The following is a 21,034-nucleotide window of genomic DNA, read 5'->3' as shown; positions in this document are numbered from 1 at the left end:
CTGATGCACGACTTCTCCGCCTTCTTCGGAAAATTCGGCTGGCCGGAAGGGAAGGGCCGGCTGCCATTCTGCATCGGCCATCGCGGCGCGAGCGGCCATGAACGGGAAAACACGCTCACTGCTTTCCGCCGCGCAGCGGAACTCGGTGCCGAAATGTGGGAACTCGACACCCAGATGACCTCTGACGGCGTGGTCGTCGTTTCCCATGACGATCATCTGCAACGGGTCTTCCAGCAGGACCTGTTTATCTCGCAGATGACTTTTACGGAGCTGCGCGAGGCGGTGCCGGATGTGCCGAGTTTCGCGGAAGTCGCCGCGCTCGGGCGGGAGACCGGTTGCGGCCTCTATGTCGAACTGAAACGGCCGGGCACCGGGCCGCTCTGCTGGCAGCACCTGAAGGACATGGGCCAGCGTTTCGCCTGTCTCGGTTCCTTCGATGTCGCGCAGGTGCGCGAGCTGCGGGAGATGGGCTGCGATTTTCCGCTTTCGGTGCTGATCCGCGTCGGTCATGATCCGCATGCGGCAGGCGAGATGGCCGGCGCCGACATCCTGCATCTGTGCTGGGAAAAAGCGAGCGACACGCCGCAGGAATTCGTTACCGAGGAACTGATCGACAGGGCTTTTGCCGAGGGCAAGGAAATCGTGCTCTGGCACGAGGAGCGGCCGGATGTCCTGAAAGACATCATGGTCCTGCCGGTGCTCGGCATCTGCACCGACCTGCCGGACCTGATGCGGCCGAGGGAAATGAGCGGCATGTCCCGCGAGCCACGCCGCGTGACCTCCTTCGACGTCGCCCGTGCAGCCGGCGTCTCCCGCGCCGCCGTGTCGCGCGCCTTCACGCCGGATGCCAGCGTTTCGGAAAAAACCCGGCAGAAAGTGTATCAGGCTGCCAAGGAACTCGGCTACCGGGTCAATTATCTCGCCCGCAGCCTCACCAACAAGCGTTCCGATTTCGTCGGCCTGGTCGCCGCCGGCCTCGACAATCCGTTTCGCACCCAGCAGCTCGAAAATTTGGCCCGCGCGCTAATCGCCCGCAATTACCGACCGATCCTTTTGCCTACCTCCAAGGAAGCGGACAGCGCCACGGTCATCGGCCAATTGCTGCATTACGCCGTTTCCGGGGTCATCATCACCTCGGATGCACCGCCCTCGCATATTTTCGAGGAATGCGCGGTCGAGGGCGTGCCGATCGTGCTGGTCAACAAGGGCGAGGATTTTCCCTTCGTCGACCGGGTTGTCTCCGATGACCGGATGTCGGGTTACACGGCCGTCGACCATCTCGTCGAAGCGGGTGCCAAAAAGCTTGCTGTCATCGCCGGCACCGCCGTCTCCTATTCCTCGCGCCGTCGCGCCGAGGCTTTTCAGAGCCGCTGCCAGATGCTCGGGCTCGATGCGCCGCTGATCCCGGTCGCCATCAACGACTACGCCCATGGGCACGAGGTGGCGCAGGCTCTGATCGACCTTGGCATCGACGGGGTGTTTTCGGTCAATGACTACATGGCCTGCGGCGTCCTCGACGGGCTCGCCGAGGCCGGCCGGAGCTACGGTTCTGTCAAGGTGATCGGCCATGACGACATCCCTCAGGCAAGCTGGTCGGCCTATGACCTCACCACCTTCGTACAGCCCTGCGACGTACAGGCGGAACAGGTGATCGATCTCCTGACCAGCCGCATGTCCGAACCGGACGCCGTCGCAAGAGTGGAGTTCACACCGGTGACGCTGATCAAAAGAAGAAGTGCATAATGGCATCTGCATTCGATCTCTCCTCCCTGCAATCCCGCGCCAGGACCGCAATCGAGGTCGCTCGCCGGGTCGGCATGGAGGCAGCCGCCTTCCGCGCCGAGGCGCTTCCCGAAACGCTCGGCGTCGAGAACAAGGGCCTGCAGGATTTCGTCACCGTCGCCGACAAACGGGCTGAAAAAGCGATCCGCGCATCCCTGCTCGGCGAATTTCCCGACGATTCCTTCCTGGGCGAAGAGGGCGGCGGGCAGTCCGGAGAACGCGGCACCTGGGTCGTCGATCCGATCGACGGCACAACCAATTTCATCCGTGGCTTCCGCCATTGGGGCGTCTCGATCGCCTTCATCTCCGGCGGCAAGATCCTGGTGGGCGTGATTTATGACGCCGCGCAGGACCGGGTTTTCCATGCGATCCGCGGCGAGGGGGCCTTCAAGGAAGGCAAGCCGATCACAGCGGCCAAGACGAGCGATCCCAACCACGCGATCGCCATTCTTGGCCATTCCCGACGCACTGATTTCGAGGACTACCTCGCCATCTCCCGAAAACTCTACGAGCGCGGCATCGACTACCGCCGCATGGGAGCCGCAGCGATCGGCCTGGTTCGCGTCGCCGAAGGTGTTTCCGACCTCTATTACGAACGGCACCTTTCCTCCTGGGACATGCTCGCCGGCGTGCTGATCGCATCGGAAGCGGGTGCGACGATCGCCGTGCCGCCGCTCGAGGATCTGCTTTCTCGGGGTGGGCCGGTGGTCGCCTGTTCGCCGGGGCTTGCCGGCGAATTCGCCTTCCTAATGGAAATGGAAGGCCTGGCTGCCGGGCAGTGAAGCAGGCAGATAGCGGACGCATCGCGCGACATGGAAGATCCGCAGCGACAACCGGCTCCCCTTCGCCAATCCAAACGGGACTCTACATTCTGTCGGAACTGTCGGTGTGGCGGCTGAAGCTTGGCATTGGATCGTAGCATTAGGCCGGGCCGCTCCCGCCGATGAGCGCTCAACCGCTTGGCTTCACCAGCCTATATCCGTCAAGGCGAAGTCGTTGCCCTTATAGGCAACCTTGGTCCTATAAGCCTTTGCGCAGGCATAGGAGAAGCAATCTCCCATATTGAGCTTTGCGGGGTGGTTGACGATCTTGCCGAAGTCCTGGGCGGCGTCCAAGGCCTTTGTCCCCACGTCTCCGCTGATCATGATGTCCCGGGCCTCCAGATCGGCAATGAACTGGTCCACCAGACGGCGAGACTCCGCCAGCATTTCGGGGGTGGCGGGCTTGTCTCGGCCACTTACCCCAGCCTTGCGGCGTGTCAGCGAAAGCGAGGCCTCCATCCGCACCACAGATGACACATAGAACGGACCAGGATCTTGGCCGATACGGTCCAGCAACTCATCACGGTCTTACTCTTCCGCAAGGATAGCCACGATCATGGATGCGTCGATGAACAGCATCAGTCTTCGTCCCACATTTCATCGGTCGCGCGCTTGTGGTCGCCGGGTGCGAATGGTCCCGCAGCGCGGGCCATCGCCAGAGATTTTGCCAACCGGTCGCGAATGGGCAAGCTGCCTTTGCGGCTGGCGATCTCGTGCTTCAACGCCGTCTTCACTGCGTCTACTTTGGACGTCTTGATGAGGCTCACAAGTTCCGCCGTGAGCTTGTCGACTTCGGGGTCCTTGATGTAGAGAGGCATCTAAGCATATCCTTGAGCGGATATTATAATATCCTCGTTTTCATATCCTTGCCAATTGGTCGCTATCGGAGTGATCCGCCAGGACTAACCTACTGTTTTTCTTGTCTATGCGGCTCACTGGCATTCGGATTTCACCTCTGCTAAATGACATCCATGCCATTCGAAGACAAAAAGAAAAGCCGTGTGACGCTTCTCGACGTAGCGCGGCGCGCCAATGTGTCCCGCGCAACCGCCTCGCTCGTCATCCGCAAGAGCCCGCTGGTCGGTGCCGATACGCGGGCGCGCGTCGAGCAGGCGATGCGCGAGCTCGGCTATGTCTACAACATGGGGGCCGCCCGGCTCAGGGCCGAGCGCAGCCACACCGTCGGCGTCATCGTACCCAATCTGACGAACCCGTTCTTCGCCGAACTGCTCTCCGGCATCGAGGCGGTGATCGATTCGGCCGGCATGGTGGTGATCCTTGCCAACAGCGGCGATCTCGTCGAACGCCAGGACATGGTGATGCGGCGGATGCGCGAGCACGGCGTCGATGGCGTCATCATCTGCCCGGCGGCCGGCACCGAACCCGCGTTCCTTCACCAGCTCGCCGACTGGGATCTACCCCTGGTGCAGGTGCTCCGCCAGATCTCCGAGGAAGTCGATTATGCCGGTTCCGATTATGCGGCTGGCATGCGTCAGGCAGTGGATTATCTGGCCTCGCTCGGCCACCGGACGATCGCTTTCGCCGTCCACGGGCCGATCCATTCCGCCTATCGCGAGCGCGTCGAGGGATTTTGCGATGCCATGCAATCACGCGGGCTCGATCCGAACTTGATCGTGGGTCTGCCGATCCAGATCGGCGAAATTGCCGATGCGGCGCATCTCCTCTTCGGTGAGGGGGAACAGCCGACGGCGGTGATCTGTTTCAACGACGTGATCGCGCTTGGCCTTTCCGCCGGCCTCTACGACCGGGGCCTGAAGGTCGGCGAGAATTTTTCGCTGATCGGTTTTGACGACGTGACCGACGCGGAGGCGATGCGGCCGAGGCTTACGTCCGTTTCCACCGGGCCGGTGGCGATCGGCGGGAATGCGGCCCGGCTTCTCCTCGACCGGTTGGCCGATCCCATCCGCCCGTCTCACAGGGTTGTGAATGAAACGGTTTTGCATATCCGCCAATCCTGCGGGCCGGTCGCCGTCTCGGCCTTGCAACAATCCCGATAGCTTTCGGTTGACGTCCGGACGGAAAGCTTTTAGATCGATCTAAATGAACTGACGCCGCAGAGGAGTGGCGCTCTTTCGACATCATTGGGGAGGTCCCAAGTTGTACAATTTCAATTTCGAGCCCGTATTTGCGGGTTTCGACCAGCTTCTGCTCGGCGCCTGGCTGACGATCCAGCTTTCGGTGGCGGCGATGATCATCGGCCTGATCGTCTCGATCGCGTGCGCCGCCGGCAAGACCTCGGGCATTGCGCCGCTTCGCTGGGTCATCGACGCCTATATCGAGATCATCCGCAACACGCCGTTCCTGGTGCAGATCTTCTTCATCTTCTTCGGCCTGCCGTCGCTCGGGATCTTTTTAACGCCGAACAGCGCGGCGCTCGTGGCGCTGGTCGTCAATTTCGGCGCCTACGGCACGGAAATCATCCGCGCCGGCATCGAGTCGATCCAGAAGGGGCAGATCGAGGCCGGCACCGCGCTCGGCCTCTCGAAGCTGCAGATCTTCCGCTACATCATCATGAAACCGGCGCTGCGCACCGTCTATCCGTCGCTGACTAGCCAGTTCATCTATTTGATGCTGACCTCCAGCGTCGTCTCGGCGATCTCGGCCGACGACCTCGCCGCCGCCGGCAACAATCTGCAGTCGCAGACCTTCGCGAGCTTCGAGGTCTATATCGTCATCACGATCATGTACCTCGTCATGTCGGTCGGTTTCTCGACGATCTTCTCGATGATCGAGAAGGCCGCCTTCAAATATCCGTTGAGCCGATAGGAGCCTGGCCATGCCATTGATCAGACCTTTCGGCATCAACGAATTCTGGATCATCGTGCTTGCCGCGCAGTGGACCATTGCGCTGTCGGCGATCGCCTTTGCCGGCGGCGGCATCGGCGGGCTGCTGATCGCGCTCATGCGCGTCTCGGATGCGAAATGGCCGCGGCGGATCGCCACCGGCTTCATCCGCGTCTTCCAGGGAACGCCGCTCTTGATGCAGCTCTTCCTGGTGTTTTTCGGCATGAACATCCTCGGTTTCGCCATCAACCCATGGCTTGCCGCAACCGTCGCGCTTACCCTGCATGCCAGCGCATTTCTGGGCGAAATCTGGCGCGGCTGCATCGAGGCGGTGCCGCCGGGTCAGCGGGAGGCCGCGACCGCGCTTGGCCTGCGCTACTATAACCGGATGCGCTACATCGTCCTGCCGCAGGCCTCGAAGATCGCGGTGGCGCCGACGGTCGGCTTCCTGGTGCAGCTGATCAAGGGCACCTCGCTGGCAGCGATCATCGGCTTTACCGAACTCACCCGCCAGGGCCAGATCATCAACAACGCCACGTTCAGCCCGTTCATGGTGTTTGGCACGGTAGCCGCGGTCTATTTCGTCCTCTGCTGGCCGCTTTCGGTGCTGGCGCGACGCATGGAACTCAGATTTTCCCGCGCAACGGCACGTTGACGGGACCCGAGCCGGAGGGAGGAAACCGGTGCAACAGAAAAGGGTAGGAAAATGAACATTTCTAGACGCATGGTTATGGCCGTCATCGGCGCAGGCCTGATGATCGGCGCAGGCGCCTCCACCGCATCGGCGCAGACCGTCGAGAGCATCAAATCCGCAGGCACCGTCAAGATCGGCATGCTGGTCGACTTCCCGCCGTTCGGGATCATGAACACCTCGAACGAGCCGGACGGTTATGACGCCGACGTGGCAAAGCTGCTCGCCAAGGAATTCGGCGTGAAGGTGCAGATCGTTCCGGTCACCGGCCCGAACCGCATTCCCTACCTGCAGAGCAACCAGGTCGACCTGCTTGTCGCCTCGCTCGGCATCACCGAAGAACGCGCCAAGAGCGTCGACTTCTCGCAGCCCTATGCCGGCATCTCGATCGGCGTGTTCGGCGCCAAGGCGACCGAGGTCTCCAAGCCGGAAGACCTCTCCGGCAAGACGATCGGCGTCGCCCGCGCCTCGACGCAGGATACCGGCGTCACCAAGATCGCCCCTAAGGATGCCAAGATCCAGCGTTTCGACGACGATGCCAGCGCAGTACAGGCCCTGTTGTCCGGCCAGGTACAGCTGATCGGCGTCTCGAACGTTGTCGCCGCCCAGATCGAAAAGGCCGCTCCCGGCCGGTTCACCCAGAAGCTTCAACTTAGCCAGCAGGTTCAGGGGATCGCCGTGCGCAAGGGCTCGAGCGAGCTGTTGACGGCTGTCAACGCCTTCATCGCCAAGGTGAAGGCCAATGGCGAACTCGGCAAGATCCATGAAAAGTGGCTCGGCGCTCCGCTGCCGGACTTCGTCGCCAACGCCAAGTAAGACCAGAACCACGCCCAGAACTGAGATCGAAAGGGAGTTCCTCGCAATGACTGAGGTGAACGCAAACGCATCGGCCGCGGCCACGCGAGGAACTTCCGAACTCGCCGTCAGGATGGAAGGCGTCAACAAGTGGTATGGCGGCTTTCACGCGCTGAAGGACGTCGAACTGTCGGTCAACCGGGGGGAGCGGATCGTCATCTGCGGCCCTTCCGGCTCCGGCAAGTCGACGCTGATCCGCTGCATCAACCAGCTGGAGACGATCCAGAAGGGCAAAATCGTCGTCGACGGCCATGACCTGACCGCCGGCGGCAAGAACGTCGATATCGTCCGCCAGGAGACCGGCATGGTCTTCCAGCAGTTCAACCTCTTCCCGCATATGACGGTCCTGGAAAACTGTACGCTGGCGCCGATGAAGGTGCGCGGCATTTCCAAGGTCGAGGCGGAGAAGACCGCTCGCAAATACCTGGAACGGGTGCGCATTCCCGAACAGGCGGAAAAATATCCCGCCCAGCTTTCCGGCGGCCAGCAGCAGCGTGTCGCGATCGCGCGGGCGCTGTGCATGAACCCGAAGATCATGCTGTTCGACGAGCCGACCTCGGCGCTTGATCCGGAAATGGTCAAGGAAGTGCTCGACACCATGATCGATCTCGCCAAGGAGGGCATGACCATGCTCTGCGTCACTCATGAAATGGGCTTTGCCCGCCAGGTCGCCGACCGGGTGATCTTCATGGACCGCGGCGAGATCCTCGAAACCGCCGCGCCGGAAGAATTCTTCGGCAATCCCAAGAACGAGCGCCTGAAGATCTTCCTCGGACAGATCTCTTGAACGCTGCTGCCACTCATTGAAATTAAGGAGTTCCGGACATGAAACCAGATATCCTGCTTGTGGAACCGATGATGCAGTTCATCGAAGACCAGCTCGATGCCGCCTATACCGTGCATAGACTGTATGACCCGGCGCAGAAGGAAACGCTGGAAGCGGCGTTGCCGAACATCCGCGCGGTCGCGACCGGCGGCGGCACTGGCCTTTCCAACGAATGGATCGAGAAGCTGCCGTCGCTCGGCGTCATCGCCATCAACGGCGTCGGCACCGACAAGGTCGATCTCAAATTCACCCGCAGCCGCAATATCGACGTCACCACCACGCCCGGCGTGCTGACCGATGACGTCGCCGACATGGGCATTGCGCTGATGCTCGGCGTGTTACGCCATGTCGCCAAGGGCGACGCCTTCGTACGCGCCGGCAAATGGGGCAAGGAAGGCTTTCCGCTTGGGCATAGCCCCAAGGGCAAGCGTCTCGGTATTCTCGGCCTCGGCCAGATCGGCAAGGCCTTTGGCCGCCGCGCCGAAGCCTTCGGCATGGACGTGCACTTCTGGAACCGCTCGCCGGTCAAGGACACGACCTGGAAGTCCTGCGCCTCGCCGGTGGCACTGGCGCAAGACAGCGACGTGCTGTGCGTCATCGTTGCCGCGAATGCGCAGACGAAAGACATCGTCAATGGTGAGGTTCTCAAGGCGCTGGGACCGAAGGGTATCCTGATCAATATCGCCCGCGGCAGCGTCGTCGACGAAAACGCGCTGCTCGCCGCCCTCAACGACGGCACGATCGGCGCAGCCGGTCTCGACGTCTATCTCGACGAACCACGCATTCGCGAAGATTTCTTCACCGCGCCGAACACGGTGCTGATGCCGCACCAGGGCAGCGCCACGGTCGAGACCCGCGTCGCCATGGGGGAGCTGGTGCTTGCCAATATCGCCGCGCATTTCGCCGGCGAAAAGCCGCCGACCACCGTCAATTGAGCAATTCCAGGAAAAGTGTGAAGCGGTTTTCCGTTCGGAATTGCGCAGCGCAAAAGTGAGCCGGAGAAACAAGATGATCATCCGTCAGGCCTTTTTCGAAGGCAGGATCCATGCCGGCCAGGAAGAGGCGTTCAAGACCTATGTGGCCGAGAAGCTGATGCCTATGTGGTTGGCTTTTCCGGGCATCAAGGAAGTGCGCGTGCTCTACAATATCGCGCGCGATGAAGGTGCACCGTCCTATCCGATGGTGCTGTCGACCATGTACGAAAGCCGCGAGGCGCTGGCCGCGGCGCTGGAATCGCCCGTGCGCTACGAGAGCCGGGACATGACCAAGGGGCTACTGGACATGTTCGACGGCCACATCCATCACCACGTCTTCGATCTGGCGCTGTCCTGAGTTCGTCGACCGCCGGTCAACCGCCGGCGGTCTTCGTGCCTGAGCCGGGGGCGCGATAAGCGGGCGTGTTCGGCTCGAACAGTTCGATCAGGTTTCCGGACGGATCCTCCAGTAAAATCTGCTTGCCGCCCGTCCCCTGGATGATCTCGTTGCGGAAGCCGCAGCCGGCCAGTTTCAGCCGCTCAACCATCCCATCCAGGTCGTCGACGGTCAGATGGATGCGATTCCACCCGCCGGGTGCCTGCTGCTCTCCGGACGGCATCGGCGCACCGCCGCCACCCCGCGGGTTCGGCTGGGAGAGATAGAGATGCATGTCGCCACGTGAGATTTCCGCGAAAGGCGGGGCGGGGTGCATCTCGAGCTTGAAGCCAAGGTGTGCTGAGTAGAAGTCAATCGCCGACTTTACATCGTTGACGATGTATCTGAAGCATGCGGCCATTGTCTGAGCCCTCCCGGTGTCAGATGGATATCCGAAGGCAAAGCCTAACATTCCCGCAATGGAGAGCAAGCGTCATCCGCTTGTCCTCCGCGAAAGCTGCTGTACGTCTGCGATCAACGCACCGCAACCGCGTAGAGGCGTGGGGAAATCCCGAAACTGCGGGTGAAGACGCGTGTCATGTGACTCTGGTCGGCAAAGCCGCTGGCCAGCGCCGCCTCCGCAAGTCCCGCCCCGCCGGCGATCAGTTTTCGCGCCAGCTGGACACGTCGCTGGATCAGGTAGGCATGCGGGGTAAGCCTCATTGCCCTGTCGAAAGCGCGCAGGAGCTGGAACTGGCTAAGGCCGGCAAGGCCCGCCAGATCGGCAAGGGTGACCGCTTTGGCCGGATCGTCATCAATCCGCTCGCGCGCTGCCCGGATCGCTTGCGGTACCGGTTTCGGCTCCGGTGCGTCCCGCATCACCTCGGCCAGCAGCGTCAGCAGCAATTCCTGGCGGCGGAGTTCGGCGCCGGCTTGCTCGACGGTCATCGCCGTGAACAGCTGCCGCATCGTCGCGGCCTGCGGCGGCTGCCGCAGCACCGGATCGGCAAATTCGAAATCGCCGGGCCTGCCCTGGCGGATATCGGCGACGGCACGGGCGATCACATCCGGATCGAAATAGAGCATCTGCCACAAACGCCCTTCATCGCCGATCGGCGCGCCGTCGTGCACTTCGCCGGGGTTGACGGTGATGACGTCGCCCGGTCCGGCTTCCACCGGACCGCGTCCGCTTGCGGACTTCTGGGCGCCGCTCTCGATCACGCCGATGCCGTACTGGTCATGGGTGTGACGGGCAAAATGGTGGTCGGAGCGGGCCACGACCGCCTGCACGCCGGCCATGCCGCATCGAAACATCCGAAATCCGTTTCGTCCCTTCGCGCGCATCGGCTCCTCGCGTTTGAGCCAACATAGCCCGGCTCGAGAAGATCACCAACCGGCAGCTTCCAGCTTCACTCGGCTTACAGAACGGTACGCACCCGCCAGAGTTCGGGAAACAGTTCGACCTCCAGCATCTTCTTCAGATACGACGTTCCCGACGTGCCGCCCGTGCCACGCTTGAAGCCGATCACCCGTTCCACCGTGGTAACATGGTTGAATCGCCAGCGGCGGAAATAGTCCTCGAAGTCGACCAGCTTTTCGGCGAGTTCGTAAAGCTCCCAATAGGTGCCGGGCGCACTGTAGACCTGTTTCCAGGCCTCCAGCACCTGCTCGTTCTCAGGTCGTTTTGTGCGCCAGTCGGTTCTTGCTGCGTCCTCGCCGATATCGAAGCCGCGCCGAGAAAGCAGCATCAGCGCCTCGTCGTAAAGGCTCGGGTGGGCAAGGATGCCCTCCAGCTTCTCGATGATATCGGGCCGATGCGCATGCGGCCCGAGCATCGCCACGTTGCGATTGCCGGCAAGGAACTCGATCGCCCGATACTGATAGGACTGGAAGCCGGAAGACTGGCCGAGCGAGGCGCGGAATTCCGTATATTCGCTGGGCGTCATGGTGCGCAACACGTCCCAGGCATTGTTGAGTTGCTCGAAAATCCGGGCGACGCGGGTGAGCATCTTGAAGGCCGGTTGCGGATCATCGTTGCGGATGGCTTCGATCGCCGAGGTGATCTCGTGGATCGCAAGCTTCATCCACAATTCGGACGTCTGGTGCTGGATGATGAACAGCAGTTCGTCATGCGCCGCCGAGATCGGCTCCTGCGCGTCGAGCACCTTTTCGAGATGCAGGTAGTCGGAATAGGACATCTTCTCGCGAAAAGACATTTCCGCGCCGTCTTCGCCGGGATCGTAAGGTTTCGAGCTCATAATGTCCGATATGTCTTTCGCGGTCTAGAATTCCACTTCCAACTCGACGATTTCGTCCGGTTCCGCAAGCGCCCCTTCGGTCCATTCGAGCATCAGAGGCCAGGCGAGGACAGCGTCGGCGTAAGCCGCAAGCTTCGGTTCAAGCTCGACCGCATAGGTACGGAAGCGGCTGCAGACCGGCGCATACATGGCATCCGCCACCGTCGGATTAGCGCCGAACAGCCAAGGTCCGCCGCTTGCCTCCAGGCATTCGGTCCAGATCGCCTTGACCCGCTCGACATCCGGCCGTGCGCCGGAAAAGATCTTGAAGCGTTCGTGCCGGGCCTTGAGGTTCATCGGCAGGGCCGAGCGAAGGTTGTGGAAGCCCGAATGCATTTCCCCGGAGACCGCACGACAACGGGCGCGGTCGGCAATGTCGGCCGGCCAGAGACCGGCATCCGGCGTGATTTCGTTCAGATATTCGGCAATCGCCAGCGTATCCCAGACGTTGACGCCATCATGGGTCAACCGCGGCACCAGCACGGAGGGCGACAGGAGCAGCAGCTCCTGGCGCGCGTCGTCGTTCATCTCCACCAGCACTTCCTCGAAATCCAGCCCCGCCATGCGGCACAGAAGCCAACCGCGCAGCGACCAGGAGGAATAATTTTTCGAGGAGATCGTCAGTGCCGCCTGCGTCATCAGTTTCAATCCTTGCCGGACAATCATGCAGTCCGAAGACAATCTTCTCGCATCGCGAGACATATTGCACTAGCATTTTTGCACTGCCGCATTTTTGCGGTGAGCGGGGACATGTTCATGCTCTATCAGGCCTATCAATTCCAGGACGACCTCCTCGCCCCGATACGGGATATGGCCCGACGCCTGCAACTGATGTCTTCGACATTGTTCTTCGGCGCCGGCTCCGAAATGGGTCGGCATGCTGCCGCAGCACTGGAATTGATGTCCCGCTTCAAGATTTCTCACGAGCGGCCGGAATTCGAGATCACCTCGGTGACGATCGGCAATCGCGACGTGCCGATATCAGTCGAGACGGCGCTCGACCTGCCCTTCGGCCGGCTCCTGCATTTTGTGGCCGATGTCGATACGCCCCGTCCGCGGGTGCTGGTGGTCGCACCGCTCTCCGGCCATTTCGCGACGCTGCTGCGCGGCACCGTCCAGACGCTGCTGAAGGATCATGACGTCTACGTCACCGACTGGGCCAATGCGCGGGACGTATCCACGTCCGCCGGCCGCTTCGGCATGGACGATTATGTCGACTACATTATCCGCTTCCTGGAAGAGATTGGTCCGCGCGGACATATCCTCGCCGTCTGCCAGCCCTGCGTACAGGCGCTCGTCGCCGTTGCGGTGATGTCGGAGGCAAAGAACCCGGCAACTCCGCGCACCATGACGCTGATGGCCGGACCGGTCGACACCCGCGAGAGCCCGACCAAGGTCAACGAACTTGCGGTCTCAAAGCCGCTGTCCTGGTTCAAGAGCGAGCTGATCACCGGTGTTCCGATGGGCTTTCCCGGCAGCGGGCGGCGCGTTTATCCCGGTTTCCTGCAGCTCGTCGCCTTCATGAGCATGAACATGGAGCGGCATGTCGAGGCGCATCGCAAGCTCTACCGCCACCTCGCCAATGGCGAGACCGCCGAGGCGGACAAGATCAAGCATTTCTACGACGAATATTTCGCCGTGCTCGACATGACCGAAGAATTTTATATCGAGACCATCGATCGGGTGTTCCAGAGGGCGGAGCTGGCGAGCGGCAACTACACCCACCATGGCCGCAAGGTGGACCCGAACCATATCCGCGCCACGGCGCTGCTGACCGTCGAAGGCGGGCGCGACGATATCTGCGGGCTTGGCCAGACGTCTGCAGCCCATGACCTCTGTCATTCGCTACGCCCGCACCTGCGCCGCCATCATTTGCAGGCCAATGTCGGACACTATGGCGTCTTCAGCGGCCGCCGCTGGGAGAAGGAAATCTATCCCGTCGTCCGCAACATGATCCTCGCCATGGAATAGCGCGACAGGCGCCAGCCTTGCACCTTCGCTTGCATACGATCACCCATCTGTTGTATGCAATGAAGGGGTAGGAGAAAAAAGATGAGCAGTAGGGATCCGGTTTTCGGCTGGTGGGATGCTCCTCCGTTTATCGGCGAGCTGATCCAGTCTTTGTCCGGCCGAGGTCGGGCCTTGTTCGGCCTTTCATCGCCGCCGGTGCAGAACCGCGATCTCACCGGCCTTGCCGAAATGATCCTGTCGCGCCGCGGCGAGGTCTCCGGCGCCATTCTTGCCGAAGCCTTCCTCGAAGCCTACCGCCAGGCAAGTGCCCCGGAGCGTGACGCCTTCATGCGCGCGCTGCTGGACCGTTTCGGCCCCGATCGCACGGTCCTGGATGCCGCGGCGGCCGCCTATAACACCGAGCCGAGCGCAGAGAATATTGCTAGGCTGCACGAGGCGGCCGAGCCGCGCCGGCAGGAGCTTTTCCGCCGCATCAATTTCGCCAAGCGCGGCACCGCAACGCTGGTCGAGATGCGCGAGCACCTGATGGACATGTTGGCCAAGGAACCGGCGCTGCAGCCGGTCGACCTCGATTTCTGCCATCTCTTCTCCTCATGGTTCAACCGGGGTTTCCTGATGTTGCGATCGATCGACTGGACCACGCCCGCCAATATCCTGGAGGCGCTGATCCGCTATGAGGCCGTGCACGATATCGACGGCTGGGACGATCTGCGCCGACGGCTGGCGCCGGCCGACCGCCGTTGCTTCGGCTTCTTCCACCCGCAATTGGAGGACGAACCGCTGATCTTCGTCGAGGTGGCGCTGACCGACCACCTGCCGGCTTCGGTCGACGCGCTCCTCGCCCGTGATCGCCAGCCGCTGGAAGTGCAGCAGGCGACGACCGCCGTGTTCTATTCGATTTCCAATTGCCAGCGCGGCCTTGCCGGCATTTCGCTCGGCAACTTCCTGATCAAGCAGGTGGTGAACGACCTGAAGCGCGACCTGCCGCGGCTGGAGAATTTCGTGACGCTCTCTCCCATACCGGGCTTCGGCGCCTGGCTGCGTGGCGAGAGCCGTGTCACCGACAGCGCGGAGATCGCCCGAGAAAAGCAGCGGCTTTTGGCCCAGCTCGAAGGGGATTGGGCATCGGCCGGCGAGCGCGAACTCGACCAGATTCAGCGCGCCATGCTGCCGCTCGGCGCGCATTACCTGCTGAACGTCCGGCGCGGCAACGGTCGGCCGGTCGATCCGGTCGCGCGGTTCCACCTCGGCAACGGCGCCCAGGCCGAGCGCCTCAACTTCCTCGGCGATCGTTCGCCGAAGGGCATGCGCCAGTCCTACGGCCTGATGATCAACTATCGCTACCGGCTCGGCGAGATCGAGAAAAATCACGAGGCTTATGCCGAAAACGGCCATATCGCGGCGACGCCGGCGCTGCGCAAACTGGCCCAACCGGTTTCCCAGGAGGTGTTTTGATGGCTGGTAATCTCTACGACGCGCTGCTCGGCGGGCTCGACCGGGAGGACCGGCTGCTCCTGACGGACGAAACGGTCGGTACCATGAGCTACCGCGCTTTCGCCGATCAATGCGCGCGGCTCGCCGGAGCGCTTCTCGAAGCCGGCCTGCAGCCGGGCGACCGGGTGGCCGTCCAGGCGGAAAAGTCGGTCGCAGCATTGGCGCTTTATCTTGCGACGGTCAGGGCAGGCGGCATCTACCTGCCGCTCAACATCGCCTATACGCCGGCGGAAATCGAATATTTCCTCACCGACGCCGAGCCCTCGATCTTCGTCTGCGATCCCTCGAGATTCGAAGCGCTGCAGCCGATCGCCAAGGCGGCAGGCGCGAAGATCCTGACGCTCGACCTGGCAGGCAAGGGGACGTTGACCGATGCCGCCGCCATAGCCACGCCGATAACCGAAACCTCGGCGCGGGGCGGGGCGGATATCGCCGCGATCCTCTATACGTCCGGCACGACCGGGCGTTCCAAGGGCGCCATGCTCAGCCACGACAACCTCCTGTCGAACGCGGTGTCGCTGGTGGAAAGCTGGCGTTTCACGGACAAGGACGTGCTGATCCACGCGCTGCCGATCTTCCACACCCACGGGCTTTTCGTCGCCACCAACGTCGTGCTCGCCTCGCGCGCCTCGATGATTTTCCAGGCGAAATTCGATCCGAACAAGATCATGGAGGCGATGCCGAAGGCGACCGTGCTGATGGGGGTGCCGACCTTCTACACCCGGCTGCTACAACATTCGGGGCTCGACAGGGACAGCACCGCCCATATGCGCCTCTTCGTCTCCGGCTCGGCGCCGCTTCTGGCCGAAACCCACGAGGAATGGCAGGCACGCACCGGTCACGCCATCCTCGAGCGCTACGGCATGACCGAAACCAACATGAACACCTCGAACCCCTATGACGGTCGGCGTGTCGCCGGCACGGTCGGGTTCCCGTTGCCGGGGGTCCAGGTTCGGGTCACTGACGCCGAAACAGGCGCCTCCCTCGGCACCGAGGAAATCGGCATGATCGAGGTGCGCGGCCCCAACGTGTTTTCGGGTTACTGGCGCATGCCGGAAAAGACCGCGGCGGAATTCCGCAAGGACGGCTTCTTCATCACCGGCGACCTCGGAAAGATCGACAAGGACGGTTATGTCCATATCGTCGGCCGCGGCAAGGACCTCATCATCACCGGCGGCTATAATGTATACCCGAAAGAGGTGGAGATGGAGATCGACGCCATGCCCGGCGTCATCGAAAGTGCCGTGTTCGGTGTCAAGCATCCGGATTTCGGCGAGGGCATCATTGCCGCGATCGTCCTGAAATCGGAGGCCCAACTGACCGAACAGGAGGTCATCAAGGCGCTCGACGGCCGTCTGGCGGGCTATAAACGCCCGAAAAAGGTGGCATTTATGACCGAATTGCCACGCAACACGATGGGCAAGGTGCAGAAGAATATACTCCGCAATCAGTTCTCCGGAACTTTCGAGCCCACAGCAGCGGCCGCAAAATAGGCGATCGCGATTTTGGGACTTGACGGTTCATGTATACGCGTGGACTATGATTGCATACGAGCACGGAACATTTCGGGAGGAAGTGGGATGTTGCAACAGGGAAAACCGGACAGCGCTCAGCCGCTCGTCACCGTCCACAATCCGATGGGCTATCCGCCCAAGGTCAGCCGCAAGCAGCCGGCCGACCGCCCGACAAGCCTCGACGGCAAGGTCGTCTATCTGGTCGACAGCCGCTTTGACGATTCCGTCGAGCTCCTGAAGGAGGTCGAGGCCTGGTTTGCACGCAACATGCCCTCCGTGGACGTGCGGATTCGCCAGATGGCGAACACCTATTCCAAGGACGACCCGCAGCTCTGGGAAGAGATCAAGGCGAACGGCCATGCCGCGATTATCGGCGTCGGCCATTGCAGCACCTGCGCACCGGCCGTCACCACCCATGCGATCACGCTGGAAACCAAATACGGCGTACCGACCGCAGCCATTCATACCGAAAAATTCGACAAGGTCGTCCGCTCCGTCGCCAAGATGGGCGGGCTTTCGCAGCAGCCGCTGGTCTTCGTGCCGCAGCCGGTAATGGGCAAGACGCCGGAAGAGCTGCGCGCCTATGTGGAAGGCACGGATCCGCTCAGCGGAAAACCGGTGATGAAGGAAATCATCGCGGCTTTGACCGTTGGCCTTTCGGCGAGCGCCGAGGATGCGCAGTTCGAGCGCAGCACGCCGCGCCTCATTGAACCGGACACGGAAGACAATCTCCACGCCACGTTCCTGCGCAACAGCTGGACCGACAAGCTGCCGATCATCCTGCCGACCGACGCCCGCGTCGCCGACATGCTGGCGGCGACCTCCCGCAAGCCGGACGAGGTCGTCGGCCATATGCAGCCGACCACCAATCGCGGCCTGTGGGAATACACGGTCGAGAAGGTCGCCGTGAACGCCGTCATGGCCGGCGCGTCGCCCGAGTATTTTCCGGTCATCCTGGCATTGGCGGCGGCTCAGGTCTCCGCGCGTGGATCGACCTCTTCTTCGGCAGCGGCTATGGCCGTCGTCAACGGACCTGTTCGCAACGAGATCGGCATGAACTGCGGCGTTGGCGCGCTCGGCCCCTACAGCCATGCCAATGCCACGATCGGTCGCGCCTTCGGGCTCCTGTCGCAGAACCTGCAGGGCGGCTCGGTTGTCGGCGAAACCTTCATGGGCTCGCTCGGCAACAATTATACCTACAACAACCTCACCTTCGCGGAAAACGAGGAGCGCAGTCCGTGGGAGCCGCTGCATGTGCAGAAGGGTTTCGACGCCGGGACGAGCACCGTCAGCATTTTTCACGGCTGCCGTTCCACGACCTTCAGCCTTGGCCTGCGCAAGGAATATTGGCGCGAGCACGTGCGCGACATGCTGCTCGGCACCGATGCGATCACCGCGCCGACGTTGGTGCTCGACCCGATCTGCGCCAGGCAGTTCATCGATCGCGGCGGGTTCGTGAACAAGCAGGATCTGCTCGACTTCATCTATGAGACGGCGCAGATGCCGGCCGGCCGTTACTGGGATCTGCAGCTCGTCCAGAACTACATCTATCCGCGCGCAACCTTCGGCGAGGAACCGATGGCGGGCAAGCTGAAGCCCGGCAAGGACGAACTTATCCATATCTTCCGCCCGCAGGATATCAATGTCGTGGTCGTCGGCGGCGAGTCCAACGGCTACTGGCAGATCTACGGCGCGCATTACCGCACGACCGTTTCCGTCGACGATTGGCGCTGACGATGAGCGCGAACGACCACGATATCGCCGTGATCGGCGCCGGCGTGGCGGGGCTCAATGCAGCCATCGCTGCTGCCCGCCACGGTGCCCGCACGATGATCATCGACATGCTCGGTGCCGGCGGCCAGGTGATCAATGTCGACCGCATCGACAATTTCCCGGGGCCAGCCGAGGGCATGTCCGGTTTCGAACTCGGCCCGATGCTGCAGATGCAGGCGGACGAGGCCGGCGTCGAATTCGCGCTCGATACGATCGAGACCATCTCGAAGACGGATACCGGCTTCCGCATCGCGGGTAGCGATCTCGATCTGACGGCAGGCGCAGTGATCATAGCGGCCGGCTCGGCCAAGCGCACGCTCGGCATTCCGGGCGAGGCGGAATTCGAAGGGCGCGGCGTTTCCCATTGCGCTTCCTGCGACGGACCATTGATGCGCGGCAAGGACGTGTGCATCCTCGGCGGCGGGGATTCCGCACTCGACGAAGCGCTGGCGCTGGTCCCTCATGCTGCCCGCATCACGGTCATCCACCGCGGTTTGCGCCTCCGTGCCAGCGCCGCATTGCAGGCGAAAGCACGGGAAGCCTCCAACATCGAAGTCAGACTGAACACGGTGGCGACCGCGATCCGCGGCGAAGGCGGCGTCAGCGCCATAACCGTCCGCGATCTTTCGACGGGCGCAGAGAGCGATCTCCCCTGCCATGGCGTCTTCGTTTATGTCGGACTTGAGCCCAATACGTCTTTCCTCAACGACACGGTAACGCTCGCGGCCGATGGCCGGATCGTTGTCGATCTCGACATGCAGACATCTGTGCCGGGCATTTTCGCGGCCGGCGACATCCGAGCCCGCTCGGTCGCGCATCTGGCGGCCTCGGCAGGCGACGGCGTGACGGCAGCAATTTCCGCGGTGCGCCATCTGGCACAGCGTCAGGGTAATACCCAACAGGCAGGACCGCGTGATATCGCGGCCGCATCGGCAGGATAGGCCCATGAACGTGCTGCTCAAAGGCAAACAGGGCAAACCGAGCGTTCGCGACGCGATCGAGCAGGATATCGTCACCGGTTTCTATTCCCCCGGCGACAGGCTCGACGAAGCGGGGCTTGCGGCCCGCCATCAGGTGTCCCGCACGCCGGTGCGCGAGGCGTTGATCCAGCTGAGCACCATGGGCCTCATCAGAATGGTGCCCAATCGCGGCGCCTTCGTCACCCAGCTGACGATCACCGAGCTTGTCGAAATGTTCGAGGTGATGGGCGAACTGGAGGCGATGTGCGCCCGGCTTGCCGCTCGCCGCATCCGCCCGGAACAGCTGAAATTGCTCGAGGAGGCGCAAGCCGCCTGCGCCACCGCCCAACAGGCCGGCAATTCGGACGATTATTATTACGCCAACGCGGAATTCCACCGGGTGATCTACGAGGCGAGCGGCAACGGCTTTCTGGCGGAAAATGCCCATGCGCTGCAGCGACGGCTGAAGCCCTATCGGCGCCTGCAGCTGCGGGTGCCCGGACGCGTCAACAGTTCGTTGTCCGAGCACGACGAGGTGCTTGCAGCGATCCGGGACCGAGACGACGCCCGCGCCCGCGATGCAATGCGCAACCATGTCGTCATCCAGGGCGAATATTTCAGCGACTTCCTGGCGCTGATGCGCCCGGTGGAACGCCAGCTGATCCCCGGCGAATGATGAGGAACATCGCCACCGGGATCGATTGCGGCGGAAGGAAAACGTGAATTTCTAAGCTCGGGAGGGTCGAGCTTGTCGCCGGCAATGGGCCGGATCAAAGGGAGGAGAGATCATGAAGCATGCCATTACCTATGTGGCCGGCCTGGTTCCGGCATTCTTGCTGGCAGCCGGTCTTGCCGGCGCGGCTGAAATGACGGCCGGCGAAAAGCAGCTTTACGACGCCGCCAAAAAGGAAGGTTCGGTCACTTGGTACGTCTCGCAGACGACCACCGAGTTCGCCGACGGCATGTGCGGCCTGTTCAAGGCGAAATATGCCGGCGTCGGCTGCAACGTCGTGCGTGCCTCCGGCCAGGTCATCTTCCAGCGCCTCGTGCAGGAACTGCAGGCAAAAGCGGTGCAGGGCGACCTGATGTCGACCAATGACGACGGCCAGATGCTGCAGCTGAAAGAACAAGGCGCGCTTGCCCAGTTCGCCCCGGAAAACCTCAAGGACATGGTGCCGGAGCTTCGGGCGCTCGCCGACAAGGAGAACTACTGGATTACATCCGGCGTCTCGCCTCTCGTCATCGCCTACAACACCAAGCTGGTGACCGAGGCGGAAGCCCCGAAGAACTGGACCGATCTTGCCGATCCGAAATGGAAGGGCCAGGTGGCCATCGGCCATCCGAGCTTCTCCGGCAGTGTTGGGCTATGGACCATCCTGATGAACGACCTCTACGGCTGGGATTTCTTCACCAAGATCGAGAAGAACAAGCCACAGATCGGCCGCTCGGTGGCCGATGGGCATAACCTTGTCGCCTCGGGCGAGCGCAAGGTGGCACTGGCGCCGCTGCCGCTGATCCTGTCGGACTCGATCCTCAAGAAGGTGCCGATCGGCGTCATCTACCCGACCGACGGCGCACTGCTGCCGCCCTCGGCAACAGCGATCATGAAGGATGCGCCGCATCCGAATGCCGCACGTTTGTTCGAGAACTTCCTGCTCGGACCGGAAATCGCAGAATACTTCGCCAAGGACTACCGCTACCCGCTTCGGGCCGGCGTGCCGCTTGCCGAAGGCATGCGTCCGCTCAACAGCTATAAGACGAAGTCGATCGCGACGGCCGACGGCATCAAGAAGCTGCCTGAGGTGCAGGAGAAGTTCCGCGACACGTTCGGGATCTGAACCGTATCGGAGGCCGGCAACATCTGGCCTCCGTCCATCACGCCTGGCGGCGTGACCT

The 21,034-nt window shown here is 62.2% G+C and carries 22 protein-coding genes and 1 pseudogene; 17 read left to right on the top strand and 6 right to left on the bottom strand.

Annotation, left to right across the window (positions count from 1 at the left end; translation table 11 throughout):
- From RG540_RS32450 to RG540_RS22650, 3 genes and pseudogenes are all read left to right on the top strand, one after another.
- Positions 1-738: pseudogene (locus tag RG540_RS32450) on the top strand (glycerophosphodiester phosphodiesterase); the annotation flags it as partial.
- A 6-nt stretch (positions 739-744) separates the two neighbouring features.
- A complete protein-coding gene (locus RG540_RS32445; RefSeq protein WP_041366214.1) occupies positions 745-1,743 on the top strand; it encodes a LacI family DNA-binding transcriptional regulator in 999 nt (332 codons plus the stop codon).
- Entirely contained in the window at positions 1,743-2,564 is an 822-nt protein-coding gene (locus RG540_RS22650; RefSeq protein WP_041363766.1) for an inositol monophosphatase family protein, read from the top strand. The genes RG540_RS32445 and RG540_RS22650 overlap by 1 nt, the downstream gene beginning before the upstream one ends.
- 183 nt (positions 2,565-2,747) lie before the next feature.
- Here RG540_RS22650 and RG540_RS22645 read toward each other — a convergent pair whose 3' ends face one another.
- Together RG540_RS22645 and RG540_RS22640 are read right to left on the bottom strand one after the other, a co-directional pair.
- Complete coding sequence (locus tag RG540_RS22645) at positions 2,748-3,119, bottom strand: type II toxin-antitoxin system VapC family toxin (protein WP_244446742.1); 372 nt, start codon at positions 3,117-3,119, stop codon at positions 2,748-2,750.
- 62 nt (positions 3,120-3,181) lie between these two features.
- A complete protein-coding gene (locus RG540_RS22640; protein ID WP_041363765.1) occupies positions 3,182-3,421 on the bottom strand; it encodes a type II toxin-antitoxin system VapB family antitoxin in 240 nt (79 codons plus the stop codon).
- A 153-nt stretch (positions 3,422-3,574) separates the two neighbouring features.
- On the opposite strand from RG540_RS22640, the gene RG540_RS22635 reads away from it, so the two are divergent.
- The 7 genes from RG540_RS22635 to RG540_RS22605 all read left to right on the top strand — a co-directional run bounded on the left by RG540_RS22635 (position 3,575) and on the right by RG540_RS22605 (position 9,112).
- The gene (locus tag RG540_RS22635; protein WP_041363763.1) at positions 3,575-4,621 is read left to right on the top strand and encodes a LacI family DNA-binding transcriptional regulator; all 1,047 of its coding nucleotides are present in this window, start codon (positions 3,575-3,577) and stop codon (positions 4,619-4,621) included.
- Positions 4,622-4,721: 100 nt separating this feature from the next.
- Positions 4,722-5,390 carry an amino acid ABC transporter permease gene (locus RG540_RS22630; protein WP_041363762.1) on the top strand — a complete coding sequence of 223 codons (669 nt, stop codon included), beginning with the start codon at positions 4,722-4,724 and terminating at the stop codon, positions 5,388-5,390.
- A gap of 16 nt (positions 5,391-5,406) precedes the next feature.
- Entirely contained in the window at positions 5,407-6,063 is a 657-nt protein-coding gene (locus tag RG540_RS22625) for an amino acid ABC transporter permease (protein ID WP_080725151.1), read from the top strand.
- A 51-nt stretch (positions 6,064-6,114) separates the two neighbouring features.
- Positions 6,115-6,915 carry a transporter substrate-binding domain-containing protein gene (locus tag RG540_RS22620; RefSeq protein ID WP_041363760.1) on the top strand — a complete coding sequence of 267 codons (801 nt, stop codon included), beginning with the start codon at positions 6,115-6,117 and terminating at the stop codon, positions 6,913-6,915.
- A gap of 46 nt (positions 6,916-6,961) precedes the next feature.
- Positions 6,962-7,741 (top strand): amino acid ABC transporter ATP-binding protein, encoded by a 780-nt coding sequence (locus tag RG540_RS22615; protein ID WP_046599270.1) that lies wholly within the window; start codon positions 6,962-6,964, stop codon positions 7,739-7,741.
- A gap of 38 nt (positions 7,742-7,779) precedes the next feature.
- Positions 7,780-8,715, top strand: coding sequence for a 2-hydroxyacid dehydrogenase (locus tag RG540_RS22610; RefSeq protein WP_041363758.1), 936 nt, complete (start codon positions 7,780-7,782; stop codon positions 8,713-8,715).
- A gap of 73 nt (positions 8,716-8,788) precedes the next feature.
- On the top strand, positions 8,789-9,112 hold the full coding sequence (locus RG540_RS22605; protein WP_041363756.1) for a hypothetical protein: 324 nt from the start codon (positions 8,789-8,791) through the stop codon (positions 9,110-9,112).
- A 16-nt stretch (positions 9,113-9,128) separates the two neighbouring features.
- Here the strand turns inward: RG540_RS22605 and RG540_RS22600 are convergent, their stop codons facing one another.
- The 4 genes from RG540_RS22600 to RG540_RS22585 form a co-directional block, all read right to left on the bottom strand.
- Complete coding sequence (locus RG540_RS22600) at positions 9,129-9,551, bottom strand: VOC family protein (RefSeq protein WP_041363754.1); 423 nt, start codon at positions 9,549-9,551, stop codon at positions 9,129-9,131.
- 113 nt (positions 9,552-9,664) lie between these two features.
- On the bottom strand, positions 9,665-10,474 hold the full coding sequence (locus RG540_RS22595; protein ID WP_041363753.1) for an AraC family transcriptional regulator: 810 nt from the start codon (positions 10,472-10,474) through the stop codon (positions 9,665-9,667).
- 74 nt (positions 10,475-10,548) lie between these two features.
- On the bottom strand, positions 10,549-11,388 hold the full coding sequence (gene kynA / locus RG540_RS22590) for a tryptophan 2,3-dioxygenase (RefSeq protein ID WP_041363751.1): 840 nt from the start codon (positions 11,386-11,388) through the stop codon (positions 10,549-10,551).
- Positions 11,389-11,412: 24 nt separating this feature from the next.
- Positions 11,413-12,066 carry a glutathione S-transferase gene (locus tag RG540_RS22585; protein ID WP_041366211.1) on the bottom strand — a complete coding sequence of 218 codons (654 nt, stop codon included), beginning with the start codon at positions 12,064-12,066 and terminating at the stop codon, positions 11,413-11,415.
- 117 nt (positions 12,067-12,183) lie between these two features.
- On the opposite strand from RG540_RS22585, the gene RG540_RS22580 reads away from it, so the two are divergent.
- The 7 genes from RG540_RS22580 to RG540_RS22550 all read left to right on the top strand — a co-directional run bounded on the left by RG540_RS22580 (position 12,184) and on the right by RG540_RS22550 (position 20,976).
- Positions 12,184-13,398, top strand: a complete 1,215-nt coding sequence (locus RG540_RS22580) for a polyhydroxyalkanoate depolymerase (protein WP_041366210.1) — start codon at positions 12,184-12,186, stop codon at positions 13,396-13,398.
- An 81-nt stretch (positions 13,399-13,479) separates the two neighbouring features.
- On the top strand, positions 13,480-14,853 hold the full coding sequence (locus RG540_RS22575; RefSeq protein ID WP_046599266.1) for a malonyl-CoA decarboxylase: 1,374 nt from the start codon (positions 13,480-13,482) through the stop codon (positions 14,851-14,853).
- Positions 14,853-16,385, top strand: a complete 1,533-nt coding sequence (locus RG540_RS22570; RefSeq protein ID WP_041363749.1) for a malonate--CoA ligase — start codon at positions 14,853-14,855, stop codon at positions 16,383-16,385. Before RG540_RS22575 ends, RG540_RS22570 begins: the two co-directional genes overlap by 1 nt.
- 87 nt (positions 16,386-16,472) lie before the next feature.
- Positions 16,473-18,140: a UGSC family (seleno)protein gene (locus RG540_RS31210; RefSeq protein ID WP_051909687.1), complete on the top strand. Its 1,668-nt coding sequence runs from the start codon at positions 16,473-16,475 to the stop codon at positions 18,138-18,140.
- A 2-nt stretch (positions 18,141-18,142) separates the two neighbouring features.
- Positions 18,143-19,120 carry an NAD(P)/FAD-dependent oxidoreductase gene (locus RG540_RS22560; RefSeq protein WP_046599264.1) on the top strand — a complete coding sequence of 326 codons (978 nt, stop codon included), beginning with the start codon at positions 18,143-18,145 and terminating at the stop codon, positions 19,118-19,120.
- 4 nt (positions 19,121-19,124) lie between these two features.
- Entirely contained in the window at positions 19,125-19,814 is a 690-nt protein-coding gene (locus RG540_RS22555; RefSeq protein WP_041363747.1) for a GntR family transcriptional regulator, read from the top strand.
- 112 nt (positions 19,815-19,926) lie between these two features.
- Positions 19,927-20,976 carry an ABC transporter substrate-binding protein gene (locus tag RG540_RS22550; RefSeq protein ID WP_051900239.1) on the top strand — a complete coding sequence of 350 codons (1,050 nt, stop codon included), beginning with the start codon at positions 19,927-19,929 and terminating at the stop codon, positions 20,974-20,976.
- Positions 20,977-21,034: the final 58 nt, after the last annotated feature.

Origin of the sequence: Neorhizobium galegae bv. orientalis str. HAMBI 540 (assembly GCF_000731315.1) — a bacterium.
In the GTDB taxonomy this organism is placed as follows: domain Bacteria; phylum Pseudomonadota; class Alphaproteobacteria; order Rhizobiales; family Rhizobiaceae; genus Neorhizobium; species Neorhizobium galegae.
The sequence above is the reverse complement of the archived record's forward strand: the minus strand, read 5'-3'. Positions and strand labels throughout refer to the sequence as shown.

Coding starts and splice junctions, on each gene's coding strand:
- RG540_RS32445 (WP_041366214.1), top strand. CDS start 745: ATGAGCGGCATGTCCCGCGAGCCACGCCGCGTGACCTCCTTCGACGTC.
- RG540_RS22650 (WP_041363766.1), top strand. CDS start 1,743: ATGGCATCTGCATTCGATCTCTCCTCCCTGCAATCCCGCGCCAGGACC.
- RG540_RS22640 (WP_041363765.1), bottom strand. CDS start 3,421: ATGCCTCTCTACATCAAGGACCCCGAAGTCGACAAGCTCACGGCGGAA.
- RG540_RS22635 (WP_041363763.1), top strand. CDS start 3,575: ATGCCATTCGAAGACAAAAAGAAAAGCCGTGTGACGCTTCTCGACGTA.
- RG540_RS22620 (WP_041363760.1), top strand. CDS start 6,115: ATGAACATTTCTAGACGCATGGTTATGGCCGTCATCGGCGCAGGCCTG.
- RG540_RS22615 (WP_046599270.1), top strand. CDS start 6,962: ATGACTGAGGTGAACGCAAACGCATCGGCCGCGGCCACGCGAGGAACT.
- RG540_RS22610 (WP_041363758.1), top strand. CDS start 7,780: ATGAAACCAGATATCCTGCTTGTGGAACCGATGATGCAGTTCATCGAA.
- RG540_RS22605 (WP_041363756.1), top strand. CDS start 8,789: ATGATCATCCGTCAGGCCTTTTTCGAAGGCAGGATCCATGCCGGCCAG.
- RG540_RS22600 (WP_041363754.1), bottom strand. CDS start 9,551: ATGGCCGCATGCTTCAGATACATCGTCAACGATGTAAAGTCGGCGATT.
- RG540_RS22595 (WP_041363753.1), bottom strand. CDS start 10,474: ATGCGCGCGAAGGGACGAAACGGATTTCGGATGTTTCGATGCGGCATG.
- kynA (WP_041363751.1), bottom strand. CDS start 11,388: ATGAGCTCGAAACCTTACGATCCCGGCGAAGACGGCGCGGAAATGTCT.
- RG540_RS22585 (WP_041366211.1), bottom strand. CDS start 12,066: ATGACGCAGGCGGCACTGACGATCTCCTCGAAAAATTATTCCTCCTGG.
- RG540_RS22580 (WP_041366210.1), top strand. CDS start 12,184: ATGCTCTATCAGGCCTATCAATTCCAGGACGACCTCCTCGCCCCGATA.
- RG540_RS22575 (WP_046599266.1), top strand. CDS start 13,480: ATGAGCAGTAGGGATCCGGTTTTCGGCTGGTGGGATGCTCCTCCGTTT.
- RG540_RS22570 (WP_041363749.1), top strand. CDS start 14,853: ATGGCTGGTAATCTCTACGACGCGCTGCTCGGCGGGCTCGACCGGGAG.
- RG540_RS31210 (WP_051909687.1), top strand. CDS start 16,473: ATGTTGCAACAGGGAAAACCGGACAGCGCTCAGCCGCTCGTCACCGTC.
- RG540_RS22560 (WP_046599264.1), top strand. CDS start 18,143: ATGAGCGCGAACGACCACGATATCGCCGTGATCGGCGCCGGCGTGGCG.
- RG540_RS22555 (WP_041363747.1), top strand. CDS start 19,125: ATGAACGTGCTGCTCAAAGGCAAACAGGGCAAACCGAGCGTTCGCGAC.
- RG540_RS22550 (WP_051900239.1), top strand. CDS start 19,927: ATGAAGCATGCCATTACCTATGTGGCCGGCCTGGTTCCGGCATTCTTG.